The sequence below is a fragment of the Limnohabitans sp. genome, assembly GCF_023910625.1.
Classification (GTDB): Bacteria; Pseudomonadota; Gammaproteobacteria; order Burkholderiales; family Burkholderiaceae_C; genus Limnohabitans_A.
In genome coordinates this window covers 1,088,507-1,108,672 of the sequence record NZ_JAAVVW010000003.1, presented here as the reverse complement: position 1 = coordinate 1,108,672, position 20,166 = coordinate 1,088,507, and the positions used below count along the sequence as shown (strand labels likewise).

The 20,166-nt window shown below is 60.9% G+C and carries 22 protein-coding genes; 12 read left to right on the top strand and 10 right to left on the bottom strand.

Features of this window, described 5'->3' with window-relative positions:
* The first annotated feature begins 48 nt into the window (after positions 1-48).
* The 3 genes from HEQ17_RS08480 to HEQ17_RS08470 all read left to right on the top strand — a co-directional run bounded on the left by HEQ17_RS08480 (position 49) and on the right by HEQ17_RS08470 (position 3,664).
* On the top strand, positions 49-1,287 hold the full coding sequence (locus HEQ17_RS08480; protein WP_296292333.1) for an FAD-dependent monooxygenase: 1,239 nt from the start codon (positions 49-51) through the stop codon (positions 1,285-1,287).
* On the top strand, positions 1,284-2,489 hold the full coding sequence (locus tag HEQ17_RS08475) for a lytic murein transglycosylase (RefSeq protein WP_296292332.1): 1,206 nt from the start codon (positions 1,284-1,286) through the stop codon (positions 2,487-2,489). Before HEQ17_RS08480 ends, HEQ17_RS08475 begins: the two co-directional genes overlap by 4 nt.
* 203 nt (positions 2,490-2,692) lie before the next feature.
* Entirely contained in the window at positions 2,693-3,664 is a 972-nt protein-coding gene (locus tag HEQ17_RS08470; RefSeq protein WP_296292331.1) for a Bug family tripartite tricarboxylate transporter substrate binding protein, read from the top strand.
* 180 nt (positions 3,665-3,844) lie between these two features.
* Here HEQ17_RS08470 and kynA read toward each other — a convergent pair whose 3' ends face one another.
* From kynA to HEQ17_RS08440, 6 genes are all read right to left on the bottom strand, one after another.
* The gene (gene kynA, locus HEQ17_RS08465) at positions 3,845-4,726 is read right to left on the bottom strand and encodes a tryptophan 2,3-dioxygenase (RefSeq protein WP_296292330.1); all 882 of its coding nucleotides are present in this window, start codon (positions 4,724-4,726) and stop codon (positions 3,845-3,847) included.
* 10 nt (positions 4,727-4,736) lie between these two features.
* Positions 4,737-6,023, bottom strand: coding sequence for a kynureninase (gene kynU / locus HEQ17_RS08460; RefSeq protein ID WP_296292329.1), 1,287 nt, complete (start codon positions 6,021-6,023; stop codon positions 4,737-4,739).
* 23 nt (positions 6,024-6,046) lie between these two features.
* The gene (gene kynB, locus HEQ17_RS08455) at positions 6,047-6,685 is read right to left on the bottom strand and encodes an arylformamidase (protein WP_296292328.1); all 639 of its coding nucleotides are present in this window, start codon (positions 6,683-6,685) and stop codon (positions 6,047-6,049) included.
* A gap of 63 nt (positions 6,686-6,748) precedes the next feature.
* A complete protein-coding gene (locus tag HEQ17_RS08450; RefSeq protein WP_296292327.1) occupies positions 6,749-7,057 on the bottom strand; it encodes a YkgJ family cysteine cluster protein in 309 nt (102 codons plus the stop codon).
* 1 nt (position 7,058) lies between these two features.
* A complete protein-coding gene (gene argF, locus HEQ17_RS08445; protein WP_296292326.1) occupies positions 7,059-7,997 on the bottom strand; it encodes an ornithine carbamoyltransferase in 939 nt (312 codons plus the stop codon).
* Positions 7,994-9,196, bottom strand: coding sequence for an aspartate aminotransferase family protein (locus HEQ17_RS08440; protein ID WP_296292325.1), 1,203 nt, complete (start codon positions 9,194-9,196; stop codon positions 7,994-7,996). Before HEQ17_RS08440 ends, argF begins: the two co-directional genes overlap by 4 nt.
* 211 nt (positions 9,197-9,407) lie before the next feature.
* On the opposite strand from HEQ17_RS08440, the gene HEQ17_RS08435 reads away from it, so the two are divergent.
* Positions 9,408-9,728 (top strand): DUF3579 domain-containing protein, encoded by a 321-nt coding sequence (locus HEQ17_RS08435; protein ID WP_296292324.1) that lies wholly within the window; start codon positions 9,408-9,410, stop codon positions 9,726-9,728.
* A gap of 294 nt (positions 9,729-10,022) precedes the next feature.
* Here HEQ17_RS08435 and rpsT read toward each other — a convergent pair whose 3' ends face one another.
* Positions 10,023-10,325: a 30S ribosomal protein S20 gene (rpsT, locus tag HEQ17_RS08430; protein ID WP_296292323.1), complete on the bottom strand. Its 303-nt coding sequence runs from the start codon at positions 10,323-10,325 to the stop codon at positions 10,023-10,025.
* A 172-nt stretch (positions 10,326-10,497) separates the two neighbouring features.
* On the opposite strand from rpsT, the gene murJ reads away from it, so the two are divergent.
* Together murJ and HEQ17_RS08420 are read left to right on the top strand one after the other, a co-directional pair.
* The gene (gene murJ, locus HEQ17_RS08425) at positions 10,498-12,063 is read left to right on the top strand and encodes a murein biosynthesis integral membrane protein MurJ (RefSeq protein ID WP_296292322.1); all 1,566 of its coding nucleotides are present in this window, start codon (positions 10,498-10,500) and stop codon (positions 12,061-12,063) included.
* A 10-nt stretch (positions 12,064-12,073) separates the two neighbouring features.
* On the top strand, positions 12,074-12,940 hold the full coding sequence (locus tag HEQ17_RS08420; protein ID WP_296292321.1) for a tetratricopeptide repeat protein: 867 nt from the start codon (positions 12,074-12,076) through the stop codon (positions 12,938-12,940).
* A gap of 70 nt (positions 12,941-13,010) precedes the next feature.
* Here the strand turns inward: HEQ17_RS08420 and purM are convergent, their stop codons facing one another.
* Positions 13,011-14,063 carry a phosphoribosylformylglycinamidine cyclo-ligase gene (gene purM, locus HEQ17_RS08415; RefSeq protein ID WP_296292320.1) on the bottom strand — a complete coding sequence of 351 codons (1,053 nt, stop codon included), beginning with the start codon at positions 14,061-14,063 and terminating at the stop codon, positions 13,011-13,013.
* Positions 14,064-14,218: 155 nt separating this feature from the next.
* On the opposite strand from purM, the gene HEQ17_RS08410 reads away from it, so the two are divergent.
* From HEQ17_RS08410 to folK, 5 genes are read left to right on the top strand one after another with little or no spacing between them, the layout of a single operon-like run.
* Complete coding sequence (locus tag HEQ17_RS08410; protein ID WP_296292319.1) at positions 14,219-15,310, top strand: AI-2E family transporter; 1,092 nt, start codon at positions 14,219-14,221, stop codon at positions 15,308-15,310.
* The gene (gene hda / locus HEQ17_RS08405) at positions 15,307-15,993 is read left to right on the top strand and encodes a DnaA regulatory inactivator Hda (protein ID WP_296292318.1); all 687 of its coding nucleotides are present in this window, start codon (positions 15,307-15,309) and stop codon (positions 15,991-15,993) included. The genes HEQ17_RS08410 and hda overlap by 4 nt, the downstream gene beginning before the upstream one ends.
* The gene (locus HEQ17_RS08400) at positions 15,990-16,658 is read left to right on the top strand and encodes an HAD family phosphatase (RefSeq protein WP_296292317.1); all 669 of its coding nucleotides are present in this window, start codon (positions 15,990-15,992) and stop codon (positions 16,656-16,658) included. The genes hda and HEQ17_RS08400 overlap by 4 nt, the downstream gene beginning before the upstream one ends.
* Positions 16,655-18,214 (top strand): polynucleotide adenylyltransferase PcnB, encoded by a 1,560-nt coding sequence (pcnB, locus tag HEQ17_RS08395; RefSeq protein WP_296292316.1) that lies wholly within the window; start codon positions 16,655-16,657, stop codon positions 18,212-18,214. The genes HEQ17_RS08400 and pcnB overlap by 4 nt, the downstream gene beginning before the upstream one ends.
* A gap of 14 nt (positions 18,215-18,228) precedes the next feature.
* The gene (gene folK / locus HEQ17_RS08390; RefSeq protein ID WP_296292315.1) at positions 18,229-18,720 is read left to right on the top strand and encodes a 2-amino-4-hydroxy-6-hydroxymethyldihydropteridine diphosphokinase; all 492 of its coding nucleotides are present in this window, start codon (positions 18,229-18,231) and stop codon (positions 18,718-18,720) included.
* 85 nt (positions 18,721-18,805) lie between these two features.
* On the opposite strand, the gene HEQ17_RS08385 is transcribed toward folK, so the two are convergent.
* A complete protein-coding gene (locus HEQ17_RS08385) occupies positions 18,806-19,252 on the bottom strand; it encodes a hypothetical protein (protein WP_296292314.1) in 447 nt (148 codons plus the stop codon).
* Complete coding sequence (locus tag HEQ17_RS08380; RefSeq protein WP_296292313.1) at positions 19,249-19,767, bottom strand: GNAT family N-acetyltransferase; 519 nt, start codon at positions 19,765-19,767, stop codon at positions 19,249-19,251. The genes HEQ17_RS08385 and HEQ17_RS08380 overlap by 4 nt, the downstream gene beginning before the upstream one ends.
* A 138-nt stretch (positions 19,768-19,905) precedes the next feature.
* On the opposite strand from HEQ17_RS08380, the gene rpsP reads away from it, so the two are divergent.
* Positions 19,906-20,157, top strand: coding sequence for a 30S ribosomal protein S16 (gene rpsP, locus HEQ17_RS08375; protein WP_296292312.1), 252 nt, complete (start codon positions 19,906-19,908; stop codon positions 20,155-20,157).
* Positions 20,158-20,166: the final 9 nt, after the last annotated feature.

Sequence of the window (20,166 nt, the reverse complement as noted above, 5' to 3'; positions counted from 1 at the left end):
GGTCTGGGTCAGGGCCATTTGATCCCTTCGCCGGGGCACAATGGACGCATGACAAGCAACATGGCCCAAGCAGGGCTTTGGCAGGTGGTGATTGCAGGCGGCGGTATTGGCGGCCTGGCCGCTGCTGTGGCGTGTGCGCAGCGCGGGGTGCCGGTGCAGTTGCTCGAGCGCGCAGCGCAGCTGAGCGAGGTGGGCGCGGGCATTCAGATTGGGCCTAATGTGACGCGCATTTTGCAGGCCTGGGGCTTGGGTGCGGCGCTGTCGCAGGTGGCGGCTTTCCCTGAGCAGTTGCAAGCGCGTGATGCCCAAACCGGGCAGGTGCTGGGCACGCTGAATTTGGGCGCGCGGGCGCAAGCACGGTATGGCGCGCCTTACGCCACCATCCACCGGGCCGACCTGCAAAGCTTGCTGCACGCAGCGGCCCAGGCTGCGGGTGTGGATGTTCGTCTGAATCAGACTGTGAAGGGCTGGCGTGAAGCCCCAAAAGGTTTGAAAGTGGATACGGCCAATGGCGCCAGCCTGCAAGCCAGCGCCTTGATCGGGGCCGACGGCGTGTGGAGCGGGGTGCGTCAGCAGTTGCTCGGCGATGCCCCAGCGCGCTTTACTGGGCACTTGGCGTATCGGGCGCTGGTGGCGCAGGCCGATTTGCCCGCGCATTTGCGCAGCGACCAAGTCACCGTGTGGATGGGGCCGCGACTGCATGTGGTGCATTACCCGGTGCGCAGCGGGCAGTGGCTCAATTTGGTGGCCATCGTGCAGGGCGACAAACCTGCGCAGGCCGAAGCTTGGGACGCAGCCGGGCACGCGCAGGCGCTGATGCAGGCCATGGGCGCGGTGGGCCATGATTTGCACGAACGACTGGCGTCGGTGACGGTCTGGCGCCAGTGGGCGCTGCACGACCGAGCGCCCATGGGTGCACCCAGCCAAATGGCCCAGGGACGTGTGGCTTTGCTGGGGGATGCCGCTCACCCCATGCGGCCCTATTTGGCGCAGGGCGCGGGTATGGCCATCGAAGACGCTCAGGTGCTGGCGCAGAGCTTGAGCACAGGCAGCGCATCGGTCGTCCAGCATTTGCAGGCCTATGCGGAGCAACGCTGGGCGCGCAACGCCCGCGTGCAAGCGCGCGCCATCCGCAATGGCCGCATCTTCCACGCGACTGGCCCTGTGGCGCTGGGGCGCAACCTGTCGATGCGGCTCATGGGGGAGCGGGTCATGGATGTGCCATGGTTGTATGGCGATGGGCCGATTTCGGGCAATCCATCCACTTTCAGGGACTTTTCTTCATGACACCACGCCCATCCAACCCATTCACCACTGCCCTTGTGCTGGCCAGTGCTTTGCTCGCACCCGCCGCTTGGGCGCAAAGCACCGATTTGTCGGCCTGCATGGCCGAGCTGCGTTCGGCTGCGCGCACGGGCCGGGTGAACGACACCACCTGGGCGCGCCACACGGCGGGGCTGCAGGCCGATTTCAGCGTGATCGAGAAGCTGAACTTTCAGCCCGAATTTCGCACCGCCATTTGGGACTACATGTCGGCCCTGGTGGACGAAGAACGCGTGGCCGATGGTGCGGCGCGGTTGACCCAACACCGTCAGGCGCTTGAAAGAGCCGAAGAGCGCTTTGGCGTGGACCCGGCCACGGTGGTGGCGGTGTGGGGTGTGGAGAGCAATTTTGGCCAGACCTTTGGCAAATACCCACTGGTGCAGGCGCTGGGCACACTGTCTTGCCACGGGCGGCGGCAAGCTTTTTTCAGGGGCGAGTTTTTCGCGGCGCTGCGCATTTTGCAAGCCGGGCACATCGCGCCCGAGCGCTTGGTGGGCTCGTGGGCGGGGGCCTTTGGCCACACCCAGTTCATGCCCACCACCTTCGAGCGCTTGGCGGTGGACTTTGACGGCGACGGCCGCGCCGACCTGATGGACAGCAGCGTGGATGCGCTGGGGTCAACGGCCAACTTTTTGGCCCGAGCAGGCTGGCAGCGCGGCTTGCCTTGGGGCATTGAGGTGAAGTTGCCAGCAGGCATCTCTTTGGCCGGAGAGGGCAGGCGCAGCAAGCGTCCGGTGTCTGAATGGTCCGCCCGTGGCGTGCGCCGCATCGATGGCGCTGCTTTGCCAGAAAGTTTGGGCAACGTGGGCTTGCTGACGCTGGCTGGGGCCAACGGCCCGGCGTTTTTGGTGACGCGCAACTTTGACGCGCTCTACAGCTACAACGCCGCTGAAAGCTATGGCCTGGCCATTGCCCACCTGAGCGACCGGCTGCGCGGCGGTGGCCCATTCGCCACACCTTGGCCCACCGATGACGCAGGTTTGTCACGTGCCGAGCGGCGCGAGCTGCAGGGCTTGCTGACGATGCGCGGCCACGACATCGGCCCCATCGACGGCATGTTGGGCGACAAATCGCGCGAGGCGATCCGCGCCGAACAAAAGCGTCTGGGTATGGATGCCAGTGGTCGCGGGGGGCAAAAAATCCTCAAGACGCTGCGAGGGGGGTGAGCGCCGTTCAGGTTGCTTGTGATGCCCGAGACCTGGGCCATAATCGTCTCCATGTGCTTTGGTTTAACGTCTGCTCAAGATCATGGACGGCATTCCAACCGCTTTGTTTGTCGCCACCGTCGAGGCCCCGGGTCAGCGGGCAAGGTGCGACGCAGTGGCCGTTGACTGGATTGATTTTTCTTCATTCACTTAGGAGTTTTGCCATGTTTTCATTGGTTTTCACAAGCCGTCGACTGCTGCTCAGCGCCCTTGCGGCTTTTAGCTTGGCTTGCCCCAACGCCCACGCGCAAAACACGGTGCGTCTGATGGTGGGCTTTCCGCCCGGCGGTGGCACGGACGCGATCGCGCGCTTGTTGGCTGAAAAACTCAAAGACCAATTGGGCGTCAACGTCTTGGTGGACAACAAAGCAGGAGCGGGCGGACAACTCGCCGCCCAAGCGCTTAAGGCCGCACCCGCTGATGGCTCGGTGTTGTTCCTCTCGCACGACCACAGCATTTCCATCTTGCCGCAAGTGGTCAAAAACCCGGGCTTTAACCCGGCACAAGATTTCACGCCCGTGGCGGGCTTTGCCACTTTCGTCAATGTGATGGCCGTCTCTGGCGGTACACCCGCCAAGTCGCTCAATGAATACATCGCCTGGGTCAAGACCAAGGGCAAAGACACGGTGGGTGTCCCCGCACCGGCTTCGGTGCCCGAGTTTTTGGTAAAAGTCGTCGCCGACAAATTCCAGTTAGACCTTAAATCTGCTCCTTATCGCGGCAGTGCCCCGCTGATGGCCGACATGCTGGGCAACCAAATTGCCGCAGGCGTGGCCTCGGTGCCCGACTTCATCGAAAACCACAAAGCGGGCAAGCTGCGCATAGTGGCCGTGCTGGGTGCTAAACGCCAAGCCCTCTTGCCCGAAGTGCCCACGTTCTCGGAGCTGGGCATGAGCGGCTTTGAAGACTTGCCCTACTATGGCATCTGGGCGCCGCAGGGCACGCCCAAAGCCCAAATCGACCGCCTCGCCGAAGCCGTCTCCAAAGTGGTGGCGCAAGCCGACGTCAGAGAACGCCTCACCGCGATGGGTCTGAGCGTTGGCTACCTCAGTCCACAACAACTGGATGCTCGCGAAAAAGCCTATACCGCCACGTGGACGCGCATCATCAAAGCCAGCGGCTTTCAGGCGCAGTGAATTGTAAAAACTTGTCCTCACAAGGCACACATCACACAGCCCTTTTGGCTCAGGCCAGCCCCTTGCCAAATCACAGCCAACATGCGTCGTGCAGCCAAGGGGCTTCAGTCAGCTGCCTGCACGATGCGCTCGCCTGGCCCTGCGCTGTCGTTGGCCTTGCCGTTCTGGTGGTGAAGCCATTCACAGCTGCGTGCGCAGCGTCCAGATTTCCGGGAAGAGCACAGTGTCCAGCATCTTGCGCAAATAGCTCACGCCGCCTGTGCCGCCCGTGCCGCGCTTGAAGCCGATCACGCGCTCCACCGTGGTCACATGCCGAAAGCGCCACAAGCGGAAGGCGTCTTCCAGATCGGTCAGTTCTTCGCCCAGTTGGTACAGGTCCCAATGTGCCTTGGGGTTTCGGTAAACCACGAGCCAGGCGTTCTCGACCGCAACGCTTGCTGGGTAGGGTTGACGCCAGTCGCGCTGGGTGTGGGTGCCCGGCACATCCAGGCCACGGCGCTTCAAAAGGCGCAAGCACTCGTCGTACAGCGACGGCGCTTCGTAGGCCACCTGCACGATGGCCGACAGGTCGGGGCGGTGCGCGTGGGGCTGCAGCATGGCCGCATTTTTGTTGCCCATCGCAAATTCGATGCAGCGGTATTGCCAGCTTTGGAAACCGCTGGACTGCGCCAGGTAGGGGCGGATGGCGCTGTACTCAGGCGGCGTCATGGTGGCCAGCACGTCCCAAGCGTGCACCAGTTGCTCCATGATGCGGCTGACGCGGGCGAGCTTTTTGAAGGCATCGGGCAGTTCGTCCGCTGCGATGTTGCCCATGGCCGCTTGCAGCTCGTGCAGCATCAGCTTCATCCACAACTCGCTGGTTTGGTGCTGCACGATGAACAGCATCTCGTTGTGGTCGGGCGAGAGCGGTTGTTGTGCATTCAGGATCGCATCGAGCTGCAGGTAGTCGCCGTAGCTCATGCGACCGTCAAAGTCGAGCTGGGCTTTTTCTTCTTGCACGATGCGCTCGCCGGGCACTGCGTTGACCGTGTTGGGTGCGGAGGAAAAAGGGCAGGAACTCATGGGGTGTCTTTCAGGTCACGGCGTTTTTCTGGGCGAAGCGGGCGTCTTGCCATTCGCCGCTTTCCATGACTTGGACCAAGTGATCTGCAGCGTGCCACACATCGGCGTAACCGATGTACATCGGCGTGAATCCAAAGCGCAGGATGTCTGGGTGCTGGCCGCCGTCGCCCGCGCGGAAGTCGCCGATCACGCCGCGTGCGATCAAGGCTTGCACGATGGCGTAGGCACCATCGGAGCGGGTCAGGCTCACTTGTGAGCCGCGCAGGGCTTCCTCAGTCGGTGTGGCGATGCCAAAGCCGTGGCCGTGCAAGCGCGTGCGCACCAGTTGCATGAACAGGCCCGTGAGCGCCAGCGATTTTTGGCGCAGCGCGGCCATGCCGCCCAGCGCTTGGGCACTCAAAAAAGCGTCCAAGCCGCAGTCCAGCGCCGTGAGGCTCAAGATGGGCTGCGTGCCGCACTGGTAGCGGGTGATGCCCTTGGCGGGTTGGTAGTCGGGCGTGAAGGCAAAGGGTGCGGCGTGGCCCCACCATCCCGCCAGCGGTTGCCAAAAGCGGTCGGTGTGTTGCGGGTGTACCCACACAAAAGCCGGCGCGCCGGGGCCGCCGTTCAAGTATTTGTAGCCGCAGCCCACCGCAAAGTCGGCCCCTGAGCCGTTCAGGTCCACCGGCACCGCGCCTGCACTGTGTGCCAGGTCCCACACCGTCAGGATGTCTTGCGCGTGGGCCTGCGCGGTGACGGCCTGCATGTTGTGCATGGTGCCGGTGCGGTAGTTCACATGGGTGAGCATGAGCACCGCCACATCGGGTTGGAGGGCGGTGGCGATGTCGTCGGCTTCGACCAGTTGGAGGGTGTAGCCGCGTTCTTTGCACAGGGCTTCGGCGATATAGAGGTCTGTCGGAAAGTTGCTGCGTTCGCTGACGATTTTGGTTTTGTGCGGGTGGTCGGCGGCGGCGATGTGCAGCGCGGCGGCCAGCACTTTGAACAGGTTGATCGAGGTGCTGTCAGCGGCGATCACTTCGCCGGCTTGGGCTCCGATGACGCGGGCGATTTTGTCGCCCACGCGTTGGGGCAGGTTGAACCAACCGGCGCTGTTCCAGCTTTTGATCAGGTCTTGCCCCCATTCGTGGGTGACGGCATGGGCCACGCGGGCCGGGGCGGTTTTGGGCAATACGCCCAGCGAATTGCCGTCCAGGTAAATCACCCCTGTGGGCAGGTCAAATTGCGCACGCAGGCTTCGCAAAGGGTCTTGCGCGTCCAGCAGTTCGCAGTCTTGCAGGGTGGGGGTGAGGTTCATCATGGGTGAGTCTTTCAAATGGCGTTTCAAAGTTCGCGCAACACCGCTCGCACCGGGCTGGCGTCGGCGGTCATGAGTTTGAGGGGCAGGGCGATCAGTTCGTAATCGCCTTCCGGAACGTCATCAAGCAGCAGGTTTTCCAGCACGCGCAAGCCGCGTTGGCGGATGGCCTGGTGGCTGGGCAGCAGCTTGCTGTCGGCCGGGTCGATGCTGGCGCTGTCGGTGCCGATCAGCAGCACGCCCAGATCGGCCAGGTGCTGCACGCAGGCGGGGTCAAAACCGGTGAGTTGGGGGTCGAACTGCGCGAGTGGAAACTGGCGGTAAGTGCGCACCAGCACGCGTGGGGGCAGATCGGCCAGGGCGTGCTGCAGGTGGGCGATGGTGATCAAGGGGCCTGCGTCCAGCGAATGGATCACGCGGCAATGGCCCAGAAAAGGCTGCAGGTCCAAAGCGCCAACGGTCGCGCCTTGCGGGTCATAGTGCAGCGGCGCATCGGCATGTGCGCCCACATGCGGCGACATCGTGATGGCACTCACGTTGACCGGGCAGGTGTCCGACAGCGTGGCGGCCCATTGCTGGGTGTAATGCGTGTCGCCCGGAAAGACAGGGCTGTGCGCGTCAACAGGCGGGGATATATCCCAAAGTTTGTCCCAAAGTTTTTTCATGGTGTTCGAAGGTAGCACCCCAGAAAAAACCGTGGTGTCGGTTATTTCCAACACTCGTGAAATTCAGGCGTTGAGCGCAGGCAGGCCGTGGCGGCGGCGCGCTTGTTCGCAGGCGGGGCTGCCTTCTTCAAACTCACGGCAGGGTGAAGGTCGCCATTCGTAAATGCCGCAGATCGCTTTTTCGCCCGTTTTGCCATACAGGGCTGCACAGCGTGGCGGGCTGTGGTCGGTGCCGCGCATGCGGCAGGTGTGCTCGGTGATGGGTGAGGCCAGCCCGGCGGGGACATCGCCGCCGCCTTCTTCGTATTCGGAAACAGAAAAGTCCACCCTGAAGCTGACGCAGCAAGCGCCGCAGGTGGTGCAGGCAGACATGTCAGGCGTTCACGCGACCCAGCAGCAAAAATTCCATCAGCGCTTTTTGTGCATGCATGCGGTTTTCGGCTTCGTCCCACACGACCGATTGCGGGCCGTCAATGACTTCGGCGCTGACTTCTTCACCCCGGTGCGCGGGCAGGCAGTGCATGAACAGGGCGTCGGGCTGGGCCACTTGCATCATGGCTTCGTCCACGCACCAGTCGGCAAAGGCTTTCTTGCGCGCTTCGTTTTCAGCCTCAAAGCCCATGCTGGTCCACACGTCGGTGGTGACCAAATCTGCGCCTCGGCAGGCATCTTCGGGGTCTTTGAAAATTTTGTAGCTGTCGGCGCTGCGCAAACCGGCCACGGCCTGGTCCACTTCGTAGCCGCTGGGCGTGCTCAGGTGCACCGTGAAACCCAGCAGTTCGGCCGCCTGCAGCCAGGTGTTGGCCATGTTGTTGCCGTCGCCCACCCAAGCCACGGTTTTCCCCTGAATGGAACCCCGGTGTTCGATGTAGGTGAAGATGTCGGCCAGGATTTGGCAGGGGTGGAACTCGTTGGTCAGGCCGTTGATGACCGGCACACGCGAGTGCGAAGCAAAGCGCTCGATCTTGTCCTGGCCATAGGTGCGGATCATGACGATGTCGGTCATGCGGCTGATGACGCGGGCGCTGTCTTCGATGGGCTCGGAGCGCCCCAGTTGGCTGTCGCCGGTGGTCAGGTGCACCACCGAGCCGCCGAGCTGGTACATGCCCGCTTCAAAGCTCACGCGGGTTCGGGTGCTGGCTTTTTCAAAAATCATGGCCAGCGTGCGGTCGGCCAGCGGGTGGTATTTTTCGTAGGCCTTGAACTTGCGCTTGATTTCGGCGGCGCGTGCAAACACATGCGCGTACTCTTGAGCCGAGAGGTCGGTGAACTGCAGGTAGTGCCGCACGGGAACAGGTGGGGTCAGGCTCATGGGGTTTCTGCCAAAAAAGTCTTGATCAAGGGCACCAAAATCGCGACCACTTCATCAGCCTCGGCTTCGGTCATGACCAGCGGTGGCACCAGGCGGATCACGCTGTCGGCCGTCACGCTCAGCAGGAGCCCAGCTTCGGCCGCGCGGGTCCAAATGGCACCGCAGGGGCGGTCCAGTTCAATGCCCAACATCAGGCCTTGACCGCGAACCTCTTTCACGCCCTGAACGCCCGCCAGGGCTTTTTCAAGGGCACCGCGCAGATGGTCACCCACCCGTTCTGCATTGGCCATCAGGCCGTCTTTTTCCATGATGCGGATGGTCTCGACCCCGGCGCGCATGGCCAGCGGGTTGCCACCAAAGGTGGTGCCGTGGTTGCCGGGTTGGAAGATGTTGGCGGCATTGGGGCCCGCCACCACCGCGCCAATCGGCACGCCCGAGCCCAGGCCTTTGGCCAGCGGCATCACGTCGGGCACGATGCCTGCCCACTGGTGGGCAAACCATTTGCCCGTGCGGCCCATGCCGCACTGCACCTCGTCGATCATCATCAGCCAGTCTTTTTGGTCGCACAGGGCGCGCACTTGCTGCAGGTATTCGATGCGCATGGGGTTGATGCCGCCTTCGCCCTGGATCGTTTCCATGAACACGGCCACCACATTGGGGTTGCCTTCGGTCGCTTTTTTGAGGGCTTCAATGTCGTTGACCGGCACGCGCACAAAGCCTTCAAGCATAGGGCCAAAGCCTTTTTTCAGCTTCTCGTTGGCCGTGGCGCTCAGGGTGGCGATGCTGCGGCCGTGGAAGGCTTTTTCGTAGACCACGATCTCGGGTTTGTCGATGCCCTTGTCGTGACCGTATTTGCGCGCCAGTTTGATGGCCGCCTCGTTGGCTTCCAGGCCGGTGCAGCAGAAAAATACATTCGTCATGCCCGACAACTCGACCAGCTTGGCCGCCAGCACTTCGGCGTTGGGCACATGGAAGTAGTTGCAGCTGTGGATCATCTTGGCCAGCTGGTCCTGCAGCGCAGGCACCAAATCGGGGTGGTTGTGCCCCAGGGTGTTCACGGCAATACCGGCCAATGCGTCGAGGTACTCCTTGCCATTGACGTCCCAGACTCGGCAACCTTGACCATGGCTGAGTGCGATCGGCAGTCGGCCATAGGTGTTCATGGTGTGCGGTGAGGCGGCTTCAATGTGAGCGGTCATGCGTGAACTCCGGAAATAAAAAGCGGCTCAACATGGAGAGCCGTTGAAGTGGGATTTTAGAGGCAGAAAGGGCGGGCGGGCGGCCTGTTCTCACCAGCCTTTCGCCAAGGCGTTTTGAATGGCTTCAAGTCTTATATAAGATAGAATACTTGGGTAAACCCGCGGGTGGCGATCCCGCCCTGCGGGTCCGACCGACTTACACCTCTATCCGATGGTTTCCCACAACGCCAAAGAAGTTTTCATCCAGGGCATCACCCAGGACGGCAAGCCTTTCAGGCCCAGCGACTGGGCCGAACGCCTGGCGGGCGTCATGAGCCCCTTTCGCCCCGGCGGCGCTGTTCCGGGCAGCCACTTGAGTTATTCGCCTTGGTGCATTCCCACCACCTTGGCGGGGGTGAAGTGCGTCATCGTGAACCACGATCTGCGTGATCACAACGTCATGGCCTGGGATTTCGTGATGAACTTCGCGCGCGATAACGGCTTGCAAGTGGCTGAAGCTTGTTTGTTGCCTGACCCACCTCCCAAAAAATAAGAACCAAGAACCGACCGCCCCCAAGGGCGGTTTTTTGTTTCCAACGAGGTTGGTTAGACAGATTGCAATGCGCCTCGCTGAGTTGGGGCCATCGCCGGGTGACGATTTTTACGAGCGAAGCGAGTCATGAGGAGCCCGGCGATGGCCCCAACTCAGCCTTCGTCCAGTGGACAAAAAGACATGAAAAAACCGCCAAGGTTTGCACCTGGGCGGTTCAGTGTTCGCGGACAGCGCACCCGTTTCAAACGGCAGCGAGTACTAAGCCTCGCCGGGCTGTTGATCTGGTGGAGCGGATCAGGCTGCAGCGAGAGCCAAAGTCTTGACTTTGGCGCTCAGGCGGCTCTTGTCACGAGCTGCCTTGTTCTTGTGGAAGATGCCCTTGTCGGCAATGATGTCCACCACGGTTTGCATCTTGGCAAACAACTCGGTGGCTTTGGACTTGTCGCCTGCTGCAACGGCTTTTTCGACGTTTTTCACGGCGGTGCGGTATTTGGAGCGCAGCGAAGAGTTCGCAGCATTGATTTTGACGTCTTGACGGACGCGTTTACGACCGGATGCAAGACGGGGGTTTTTCTTTTTGGGTTTAGCGGATGCCATGTATAAGTTCTTTCAATGTCTGAGGATGATGTCCGGCGAACCGGGCATTCTAGCAGACCTGCAGCGGGTTTTCGGCTCTGCGGGATGCGCGTCTGCCTTGATTTGCGCGTCAACCCCCGCCGCAGCCATGGCCTTGCGGGTCAGGGGGGCGTGAGCGCTACACTCGCAGACTGTGAGTCTCCTTAAATCTGCTTCTGTCGTGTCGATTTTTACCCTGGCCTCGCGGGTCACGGGTTTGGTGCGCGAGTTGCTCATGGCGTCGATGTTCGGGGCCAGTGCCCTGACGGACGCTTTCAATGTGGCTTTTCGGATTCCTAATTTGTTTCGCCGCTTGTTTGCCGAGGGGGCGTTCAGTCAGGCGTTTGTGCCAGTGCTGGCCGCCAGTCGTGCCCAGCATGGCGACGAAGCCACCAAGGAAGTGATCGACAGCGTGGCCACGGCCCTGGCCTGGTCGGTCCTGGCTTTGTCGGTCTTGGGTGTGCTGGCTTCACCTTGGCTGGTGTGGGCTTTGGCCAGTGGTTTGCAGCAAGATGCCCGGGGTTACGGCGCGGCGGTGACCATGACGCGCTGGATGTTCCCCTACATCGCCTTCATGTCGATGGTGGCGCTGTCGGCGGGTATTTTGAACACCTGGAAGCGGTTTGCCGTGCCCGCGGCCACGCCCGTGCTGCTCAATGTGAGCGTGATCGTTGCCACTTGGTTTTTGTCGCCTTGGCTTGCTCAACAAGGCCTGGAGGCCATTTATGCCTTGCCCGTGGGCGTGATGGTGGGCGGTGTTTTGCAGTTGGCGGTGCAGATTCCGGCCTTGGCCCGGCTGGGTTTGTTGCCCCGCCTGGGTGTGCGGCCCCGCGCCGTCAAAAAGGCCTGGACCAGCCCCGCCACCTTGAACATCCTGCGTCTGATGGGGCCGGCCTTGCTGGGCGTGGGCGTGGCCCAAATATCCCTGCTCATCAATACCCAAATTGCCTCGCATCTGGCTCCGGGCAGCGTCAGTTGGCTGACTTATGCCGACCGTTTGATGGAGTTTCCGACCGCCATTTTGGGTGTGGCGCTGGGCGTGGTGCTGATGCCGCAATTGGCCGCGGCCAAAGCCACGGGCGACAGTCAGCGCTATGCCGCGATGCTTGACTGGGGTTTGCGATGGGTGTTGTTGCTGGCCTTGCCGTGTGCAGCGGCTTTGTTGGTGTTTTCTGAGCCATTGGTGTCGGTGCTTTACCACTATGGGGCCTTCACCGACCGCGATGTGCAGCAAACCACTTTGGCCCTGACGGGCTACGGCGTGGGCTTGCTGGGGCTGGTGGCCATCAAGGTGCTGGCACCCGGTTATTACGCCAGCCAGGATATCCGCACGCCGGTGCGCATTGCCATCGTGGTGCTGGTGTTGACGCAGTTGTTCAATGTGTTGCTGGTGCCTTATTTGGCCCATGCCGGGCTGGCGCTGTCGATCGGCTTGGGGGCCTTGGTCAATGCCGTCTGGTTGTTGATGGGTTTGTTGCGCCGGGGCAGTTACAGGCCGCAACCCGGTTGGTGGCGTTTTGCCGCGCAGGTGTTGTTGGCCACCGGTTTGCTGACGGCGCTGTTGTGGATGGCCGCGCAGCACCTGCCCTGGGTGGCCATGCGCGCCGAGGCCTGGACGCGCATCGGTTGGATGGCCCTGATACTGCTGGGCTCGGCGCTGCTGTATTTTGGTGTCTTGTGGGCCACGGGTTTAAGGCTCAAGTCTTTTCTTAAGCATTGAAGCATTTCAAATGCCTTTGAATTTGTCGCCATTGACGCCTTTGAATTACTTTGCCAGTCTGGTGCAAAGCGATGAGCACTTGCCCTTGCTGGAGGCTGCGGCCAGTCTGGCGCAAGATGAAGAGCCCTTGCTGGATGTGCAGCAAGTGCTGGACGATGTGGCGCGATTGTTAAAAAAGATCATGGCGCGGATGCCCGATGATGCAGATGATCTGACCCGCTTGGCCGTACTCAGTCAGGTGTTCTTCAAGGATTTGGGCTTTGGGGCCAATGCCAATGACTATTACGCGCCCGAAAACAGCTATCTCAGCGAGGTGCTGCGTACGCGGCGGGGCATCCCGATTTCATTGGCGGTGATTTGGCTGGAATTGGCCCAGGCCCTGGAGTTGCAGGCGCAAGGGGTCTCTTTTCCGGGCCATTTTTTGGTCAAGGTGGCTTTGGAGGGGGGGGTGGTGGTGTTGGACCCGCTGACTGGTGAATCTTTGGGGCTGGATCATTTGGCTGAGCGCCTGAGACCCTTTCGTGCCCCCGTCGATCTGGTGGGCCAGGCGGATCTGGACCAAGGAGAAACGCCCTTGGGCTTGTTTTTGCAAGCTTGTCCGCCGCGCGATATCTTGGCCCGAATGCTGCGCAATCTGAAGGAGATTTTTCGCTCCCAGGAAGACTGGCCTCGCATGTTGCAAGTGCTGGATCGCCTGGTGGTTTTGCTGCCAGAGGTCTGGACCGAGAGGCGAGACAGGGGCCTGGTTCACGCCGAGTTAGGGCAGGTGCACGATGCCTTGCAGGATTTGAGGCTCTATCTGGAGGCCGTTCCCTCAGCCCTCGATGCTGCGGCGCTGAGAAGTCGCGTGAGCGAACTCTCTGGGCAAGGGTCGTGAGTTTGCCAAGCTCAAGCAGGGGCGGCTATTGAGTCCAGGGTTTGCAAGGGATGTGGCCCGGCAGCTCAGCTCAGACAACCACCACTTGGGCGCCATCGCCTTGGGCGGCGATTTGCCCGATCGTGAACACTTGTTCGCCCGCTTCACGCAGAGTTTGGGCGCAGGCTTGAGCAGTGGCTGCGGCCACCACCAGCACCATGCCGATGCCGTTGTTGAAGGTGCGGTTCATCTCGCTGTCGTCGATGCCTGCTGTGGCTTGTAGCCATGCAAACAATTCGGTCTGGGGCCAACTGCCTTTTTGCAGGTGAGCGGCCAGGCCATGGGGCAGCACGCGGGGGATGTTTTCGAGCAAGCCGCCGCCGGTGATGTGGGCCAGGGCCTTGATGCCAGAGCCTTCTTGCGTGTTGGGGTGCTGGGCCAGTGCCGTCAGTACGCTTTTGACGTACAGACGGGTGGGTGTCATGAGCGCTTGTTTGAAGGGTTTGCCGTCCAGGCTGGCGGGAGCATTGGCACCGGCGCGCTCGATGCATTTGCGTACCAGGGAAAAGCCGTTGGAGTGCACGCCGCTCGACGCCAGGCCCAGCACCACATCTCCGGCTTTCACGTTCTGGCCGGTTAGGATTTTGGATTTTTCGACCACACCAACGGCAAACCCGGCCAGATCGTATTCGCCTGTCGGATACATGCCAGGCATTTCAGCGGTTTCGCCGCCAATCAGGGCGCAGCCGGACAATTCGCAGCCTTTGGCAATGCCGCCGACCACTGCGGTGGCGGTGTCCACGTCCAGCTTGCCGCAAGCGAAATAGTCGAGGAAGAATAGCGGCTCGGCACCTTGCACCAGCACGTCGTTGACGCTCATGGCCACCAGGTCGATGCCCACGGTGTCGTGCATGCTCCATTCGAAGGCGAGTTTGAGCTTGGTGCCCACGCCGTCGGTGCCGCTGACCAGCACGGGTTCCGTGTAGCGCTTGGGCACTTCAAACAAGGCCCCAAAACCACCAATACCGGCCAGCACCCCTTCGCGCATGGTCTTCTTGGCCAGTGGTTTGATGCGCTCGACCAGGGCGTCGCCCGCGACGATGTCAACACCGGCGTCTTTGTATGAAAGGGGAGTTTGGCTCATGGTTTGGGCCCGGATCGGGCAGTAATTGGGGTATGGAGGCCCATAAAAGGGCTGACAGACTAAAATCAGGGTTTATTTTAAGGCTTGACCTTGAGCCCTTTAACCCGCCCTCCGCAAAATACGAGGCCTATTTGCAAACTCCCCTGCCTTTTTTCATGACCCGTTTGGCTACCTGGCTGGGCGTGGGCTTGCTCGCGGCCTGGGTGTTCTGGTTGTTGGCCCCGGTGTTGGCACCTTTTGTGATTGCTGCCGTCATGGCTTATGTGCTGCATCCTTTGGTTTTGCGCCTTGAGGGTGTCGCCGGTGGGCGTTTGCCGCGTGCCCTGGCTGTGGTGCTGGTCGAAGCTTGGGCGCTGTTGGCGCTGCTGGGCTTGTTTTTGTTGTTGTTGCCGATTCTGTTGCGCGAGTGGCCTTTGCTTGTGCAACAACTGCCACTGCTGCTGGACCGCCTGGACGATGTGGTCAATCCTTTGCTGGCTCAGTTGGGGCTGGATGTTTCGCTAGATCTGGGTGACCTGAAAGCCCAGTTGATGGCGTACCTGAGTGCCAACCGTGATGACTGGTGGGCCCCGCTCATGTCCTCACTCAAGCTGGGGGGCAGCGTAGCCCTGGCTTTGGCGGGCTATGCGGTGTTGGTGCCGGTGGCGTTGTTTTTCTTGCTCTACGACTGGACCCGCTTGGTGAATCAGGTGGTCGAGCTGGTGCCGCCTGCCTGGCGTGGCAGCTTTGACAGCTTCATGCATGAAAGTGACGATGTTCTGGGTGAGTACCTGCGCGGGCAACTGCTGGTGATGCTGTCTTTGGCGGTGTTTTATGCCGTGGGTCTGGCCTTGTTCGGACTGGACTTGGCGCTGCCCATTGGTGTGTTCACCGGTCTGGCGGTGTTTGTGCCTTACCTGGGGTTTGGTTTGGGGCTGGTGTTGGCTTTGCTGGCAGGATTGTTGCAAATGACCCCGATGGATGCGGTCATCATGGTGGCCGTGGTGTATGGCCTGGGCCAGTTGATCGAGAGTTTTATCCTCACGCCCCGCTTGGTGGGGGAGCGCATTGGCTTGCATCCGCTGGCCGTGATTTTGGCGCTGATGGCCTTTGGTCAATTGCTGGGTTTTGTGGGGGTGCTGATCGCCTTGCCCGCCAGTGCGGTGCTGTTGGTGGCCTTGCGCCGTTTGCGCCGCCAATATTTGCAAAGTGACCTGTACCGCAAAAGCGGCACGTGCCAGTCAGAGCAGGATTCGAACCGGGCATGAAGCAACTGGCTTTGGACATCGGCTTTGCCAGCATGCCTTCGCTGGACAATTTTTTTGCAGGCCCGAACCTGGAGGCGGTGAACCATTTGCGGTTATGGACTGCCTCCCGCAGCCGCTCGCCGGTGCCCACTTATTTGTGGGGGGAAAGCGGTGCTGGCAAAACTCATTTGCTGCACGCGGTGCACCGCGCATTGAAAGAGCAGGGCGATCAGGTGGGGTGGCTGGATGCCCAAACCATGCGTTCAGCCGAGTTCAACGAAGATTGGACTGCCGTGCTTATGGACAATGTGCATCTGTACAACAGCGAGCAACAGTACTGCGCCTTCAATTGGTTTGTCAATGCGCTAACCCCCCGCAGTGGCTCGCCGCGCTGGGTGCTGGCAGCAGGGGATGCGCCCCCTGCCGATCTGAAGCTGCGTGACGACCTGCGTTCGCGCCTGGGCTGGGGGCATGTTTATGCCTTGCAGGTTTTGCTTGAGTCTGAGCGTCGCGCCGTGCTGCGCCAGGCGGCCGAGGCGCGGGGTCTGTTTTTGAGCGACGAAGTGATGTCTTACATGCTCAATCGATTTTCGCGCGATCTGGGCAGCTTGATGCAACTGCTGGACAACCTGGATCACTTCGCTTTGCAGGCGCAGCGCACCCTGACCATTCCGCTGGTTCGCGCCATGCTGGAGAACACATGAAGCTCGCGCTGTTCGACCTCGATCACACCTTGCTTCCGCTGGATTCTGACCACACCTGGGGCGTCTTTACGACCGAAATGGGCTGGACCGATCCGCTCGTGTTCAGTCAGCGCAACGATGAGTTTTATGCCCACTACCAGGCGGGTTCGCTCGATATCCATGATTACGTGCGCTTTGCCACCCTTGCAGCGCGTGAGCGAGGCGCAGTTGCGGCGGCACAGGCGCACGCTCGCTACATGGATGAGGTGATCCGCCCTCGCATCACGCCCGAGGCGTTGGCGCTAGTACGATCGCACCAACTCGCGGGCGAGACGGTCATGATCGTGACCGCCACCAATGAGTTTGTGACCCGTCCGATTGCCCAGGCTTTTGGTGTCAGTGAATTGATTGCTGTGGAGCTTGAGCGCGACGCCAGCGGCTGGATCACCGGCGAGATCAAGGGCACGCCCTCATTTCGCGAAGGCAAGGTGACCCGTGTCGCGCAGTGGTTGGAGACGCGGGGTCTGGGATGGGATGATGTGGAGATGAGTTTTTACTCCGACTCCATGAATGACCTGCCGCTTCTGGCAAAAGCCCACCATCCGGTGGCAACGAATCCTGACACTCGGTTGCGCCAACTGGCCACAGAACGTGGCTGGCGCATCCTCGAATTGTTTCAAGAATGATCAAAAATCTCATCGACAAGTTGATGGGCAAATCGCCCAAAAGCAACAAGCCCCATTTTGGCCGGCGCACCGAGGTGCCTGCTTCGGTGCATCGCATCGACCCCGCCTTGGTGGACGAACGTGCCATTCAGGTGACCCGCACTTTGCAGCAAGCCGGGTTTGAGGCCTATATCGTGGGCGGTGCAGTGCGCGACTTGCTGTTGGGCTTGCGTCCCAAAGACTTTGATGTGGCCACCGATGCCACGCCCGAGCAGGTCAAGGCCTTGTTTCGCCGTGCCTTCATCATTGGTCGTCGCTTTCGCATCGTGCACGTGGTGTTTGGCCGAGGCCGTGACAACGAGGTGATTGAGGTGTCCACCTTCCGGGCATATCTGGACAATGCGGCGGCCGAGCAGGTCAAAGGCAATGAACGCACGAGCAAGCGTCAACTCGAAGGGGTGCAGCATGCTGTCGATTCGAGTGGCCGCGTGTTGCGCGATAACGTTTGGGGGCCACAGGACGAAGATGCCACGCGCCGAGATTTCACCGTCAACGCCATGTATTACGACCCCGCATCGCAGATTGTGGTCGATTATCACGGTGGCATTCAGGATGCCAACAAGCGGGTGCTGCGCATGATCGGTGACCCGATGGCACGTTACCGCGAAGACCCGGTACGCATCATCCGTGCCGTGCGTTTTGCCGCCAAGCTGTGCTTCTTGGGTTTCAGGCTCGATGCCAAAACCGGCAAGCCGCTGGTTCAAGCCAGTACTTTGCTGGCCGATGTGCCGCAAAGTCGCTTGTTTGACGAGATGCTCAAGCTGTTGCAAACAGGCCATGCGCTGGCTTCGATCGAGCAGCTCAAAAAGCTGGACCTGGTCACTGGAATTTACCCCCTGCTCGATGTGGTGGTGGAGCGGGCCGAAACCCCTTTTGTGCAAGTGGCATTGGCCGACACCGATCGGCGTGTGGGTGAGGGCAAGCCGGTCGCGCCCAGCTTCTTGTTGGCCTGTGTGTTGTGGGCCGATGTGCGGGAGGGTTGGTCCAGGCGCCTGGCCCGCAAAGAGCACCCGCACCCGGCCCTGCAAGACGCGATCGATGAGGTGTTTGATGCCCGCATCGGCGATGTGTCCGGGCGCGGCAAGCTCGCGGCTGATATGCGCGAGATCTGGATGATGCAGCCGCGCTTTGAAAAGCGGGTGGGCAGTACCCCGTTTGGCCTGGTCGAGCAGCCACGCTTTCGCGCAGGCTTTGACTTTTTGCGTTTGAGAGCAGACATCGAGGAAGTGGACATTCGCTTGGCCGACTGGTGGCAAGAGTTCAGCATGGCCAGTGATTCGGAGCGTGAAGACCTGGTGCAAGCGGCCAAATCTGAACAGCAGGCCCTGCAAATTGCTAGGCCTCGTGTGCGCCGGGCACCCCGGCCCGACGGGGCGGCGGCGCTTGGTTCGGCCTTGCCGCCCAGAGATTCAGCGCCTGCTGCACCGGCCGATTCGGTGGATGGGGTTGCGCCCAAAAGACGCCGCCGACGTCGCCGTACAACCGGCGCTGGGGGCGAGTCGGGCAGCGCCGAATAACCGATTGGCAGACCATGCAGTCCGCTGTGCGCGAGCCCGTTACCGCCTGGGTGGCGCTGGGTGCCAACTTGGGCGATGCCCGGCAGGCCGTGTGGCAAGCCTTTGAAGCGTTGGGCCGCTTGCCGGGCACGCAATTGATGGCCCGATCGCGCTTGTACCGCAGCGCTCCTCATTTGGCCCAGGGTCCCGACTTCGTGAATGCGGTGGCCCGGCTGGAGACCCGTTTGAGCGCGCCCGATTTGCTGGACGCCCTGCAGGCGCTTGAAACCCGGGCAGGGCGCGAGCGGCCTTATGTGAACGCCCCGCGCACACTGGACTTGGACTTGATCTTGTTCGGTCAGTCCCGCATCGACAGTCCGCGTCTGCAAGTGCCTCATCCGCGTTGGCGCGAGCGTGCTTTTGTGCTGCTGCCCTTGGCCGATTTGTGGCCCGACTGCGTGAGCGCAGATGATTGGGCGGGTGTGGCCAACCAGCAGATTGAAGTGTGGCCCGAGGACGGGCCATGACTTCTCTGACGCGTTTGCCTGTTTTCTGGCAGATCAGACTGATGTTGCTGACCCTGTGACCCGCTGTGGCGATGGATCGCTGGACTCACTGGCTGATCAGGCGTGCCGCTTCGATTTGGTATTCAAAATAGCGCTGAAAGCTAAAGACCAGACTGGACATCATGACGGTCGTGCCCAAGAGCAAGGCCGTGACGATGCCAATGATGGTGGACCATTGCGTCCGTCCAGCAGGGTTCAAGACGTCGGTCTGTGGATTGAACCGGGCATTCCATTTTTCAATGGACATGAGCCCATAAAAAATCGCATTCATGGCGCAACCAGCCAACGTAAAGCCCAACAATGGGATCAACACCCAACTGAGCGTGTCGTCTTGACCAAACTGTTTGACCCGTTCCAAACCATAAAACCCCAGCGCGGTCGGTATCGGCAATACCCAGGCCAGCATGTCTTTGGAACCGTGAAGGTAGAACCGGTGCAGACCCAGCGGTCCACCCCAAAAAGTCAGCCAAGTGGCAATTGTTTTGTTTTTCATGGTGCGGTGCTGTCGCCAGCGCCCAAAGACTTTTGCATCAGCACGACATCCAGCCAGCGGTCGAATTTCCAGCCGCAGGACTTGAGGATGCCTGCATGGCTAAAGCCTACACACGTGTGGACGCCAATCGAGCCGGCGTTGGCCGAATCACCAATAACGGCCAGAAATTTGCGTACACCTGCACGTTCTGCCTGGGTGCACAGCTCGGCCAGCAGGGCTCGCCCCAGGCCTTTTCGGTGAGCATCAGGAGCCATGTAAATAGAGTCTTCTGCAGAGAATCGGTATGCGGGGCGTGGTTTGAACCAGTTGCAATAGGCAAAACCCATCACACGGCCTTGGTCTTCTACCACCAGGTAAGGCAGGCCCTTGGACAGCACATCGGCGCGGCGGCTGGCCATGTCGGCCTCGGTGGGCGGGTCGATCTCGAAGGTGCCTGTTCCGGTGAGCACGTGGTGGCGGTAAATGGCGGTGATGGCGACAATATCTTCGTCGCGGCTGGGGCGGATCAAAGGCAAGACATGGCTCCCGTTGTACAATCTTGGGCTTTTCAGTGTGTCACTGGCCGGGTGGTCAGTTGCGTGTCTCAAACGCTGAAGGATACCGGGCGTTTCGGCAATTTGCTCCGAAGATACCCAAGCACCCAAGGATAAATCATGGTTGTTATTCGTTTGAACCGCGGCGGCTCCAAAGCACGTCCTTTTTTTAACATTGTTGTGGCCGATAAGCGCGTGCGTCGCGATGGCCGTTTTCTGGAGCGCATCGGTTTTTACAACCCCACAGCCAAAGGCGGCGAAGAAGGTCTGCGTATCGCTCAAGACCGCCTGACCTACTGGAAGGGCGTTGGTGCCCAGGCTTCTCCCACCGTGGAGCGCCTGATCCGTCAAGCGGGCAAAGCCACCGCCTGATTGTCCCGC

Excerpts from the sequence above, each read along its gene's own strand:
- HEQ17_RS08480 (WP_296292333.1), top strand. The coding sequence starts at position 49 with ATGACAAGCAACATGGCCCAAGCAGGGCTTTGGCAGGTGGTGATTGCA.
- HEQ17_RS08475 (WP_296292332.1), top strand. The coding sequence starts at position 1,284 with ATGACACCACGCCCATCCAACCCATTCACCACTGCCCTTGTGCTGGCC.
- HEQ17_RS08470 (WP_296292331.1), top strand. The coding sequence starts at position 2,693 with ATGTTTTCATTGGTTTTCACAAGCCGTCGACTGCTGCTCAGCGCCCTT.
- kynA (WP_296292330.1), bottom strand. The coding sequence starts at position 4,726 with ATGAGTTCCTGCCCTTTTTCCTCCGCACCCAACACGGTCAACGCAGTG.
- kynU (WP_296292329.1), bottom strand. The coding sequence starts at position 6,023 with ATGATGAACCTCACCCCCACCCTGCAAGACTGCGAACTGCTGGACGCG.
- kynB (WP_296292328.1), bottom strand. The coding sequence starts at position 6,685 with ATGAAAAAACTTTGGGACAAACTTTGGGATATATCCCCGCCTGTTGAC.
- HEQ17_RS08450 (WP_296292327.1), bottom strand. The coding sequence starts at position 7,057 with ATGTCTGCCTGCACCACCTGCGGCGCTTGCTGCGTCAGCTTCAGGGTG.
- argF (WP_296292326.1), bottom strand. The coding sequence starts at position 7,997 with ATGAGCCTGACCCCACCTGTTCCCGTGCGGCACTACCTGCAGTTCACC.
- HEQ17_RS08440 (WP_296292325.1), bottom strand. The coding sequence starts at position 9,196 with ATGACCGCTCACATTGAAGCCGCCTCACCGCACACCATGAACACCTAT.
- HEQ17_RS08435 (WP_296292324.1), top strand. The coding sequence starts at position 9,408 with ATGGTTTCCCACAACGCCAAAGAAGTTTTCATCCAGGGCATCACCCAG.
- rpsT (WP_296292323.1), bottom strand. The coding sequence starts at position 10,325 with ATGGCATCCGCTAAACCCAAAAAGAAAAACCCCCGTCTTGCATCCGGT.
- HEQ17_RS08420 (WP_296292321.1), top strand. The coding sequence starts at position 12,074 with ATGCCTTTGAATTTGTCGCCATTGACGCCTTTGAATTACTTTGCCAGT.
- purM (WP_296292320.1), bottom strand. The coding sequence starts at position 14,063 with ATGAGCCAAACTCCCCTTTCATACAAAGACGCCGGTGTTGACATCGTC.
- HEQ17_RS08410 (WP_296292319.1), top strand. The coding sequence starts at position 14,219 with ATGACCCGTTTGGCTACCTGGCTGGGCGTGGGCTTGCTCGCGGCCTGG.
- hda (WP_296292318.1), top strand. The coding sequence starts at position 15,307 with ATGAAGCAACTGGCTTTGGACATCGGCTTTGCCAGCATGCCTTCGCTG.
- HEQ17_RS08400 (WP_296292317.1), top strand. The coding sequence starts at position 15,990 with ATGAAGCTCGCGCTGTTCGACCTCGATCACACCTTGCTTCCGCTGGAT.
- pcnB (WP_296292316.1), top strand. The coding sequence starts at position 16,655 with ATGATCAAAAATCTCATCGACAAGTTGATGGGCAAATCGCCCAAAAGC.
- folK (WP_296292315.1), top strand. The coding sequence starts at position 18,229 with ATGCAGTCCGCTGTGCGCGAGCCCGTTACCGCCTGGGTGGCGCTGGGT.
- HEQ17_RS08385 (WP_296292314.1), bottom strand. The coding sequence starts at position 19,252 with ATGAAAAACAAAACAATTGCCACTTGGCTGACTTTTTGGGGTGGACCG.
- rpsP (WP_296292312.1), top strand. The coding sequence starts at position 19,906 with ATGGTTGTTATTCGTTTGAACCGCGGCGGCTCCAAAGCACGTCCTTTT.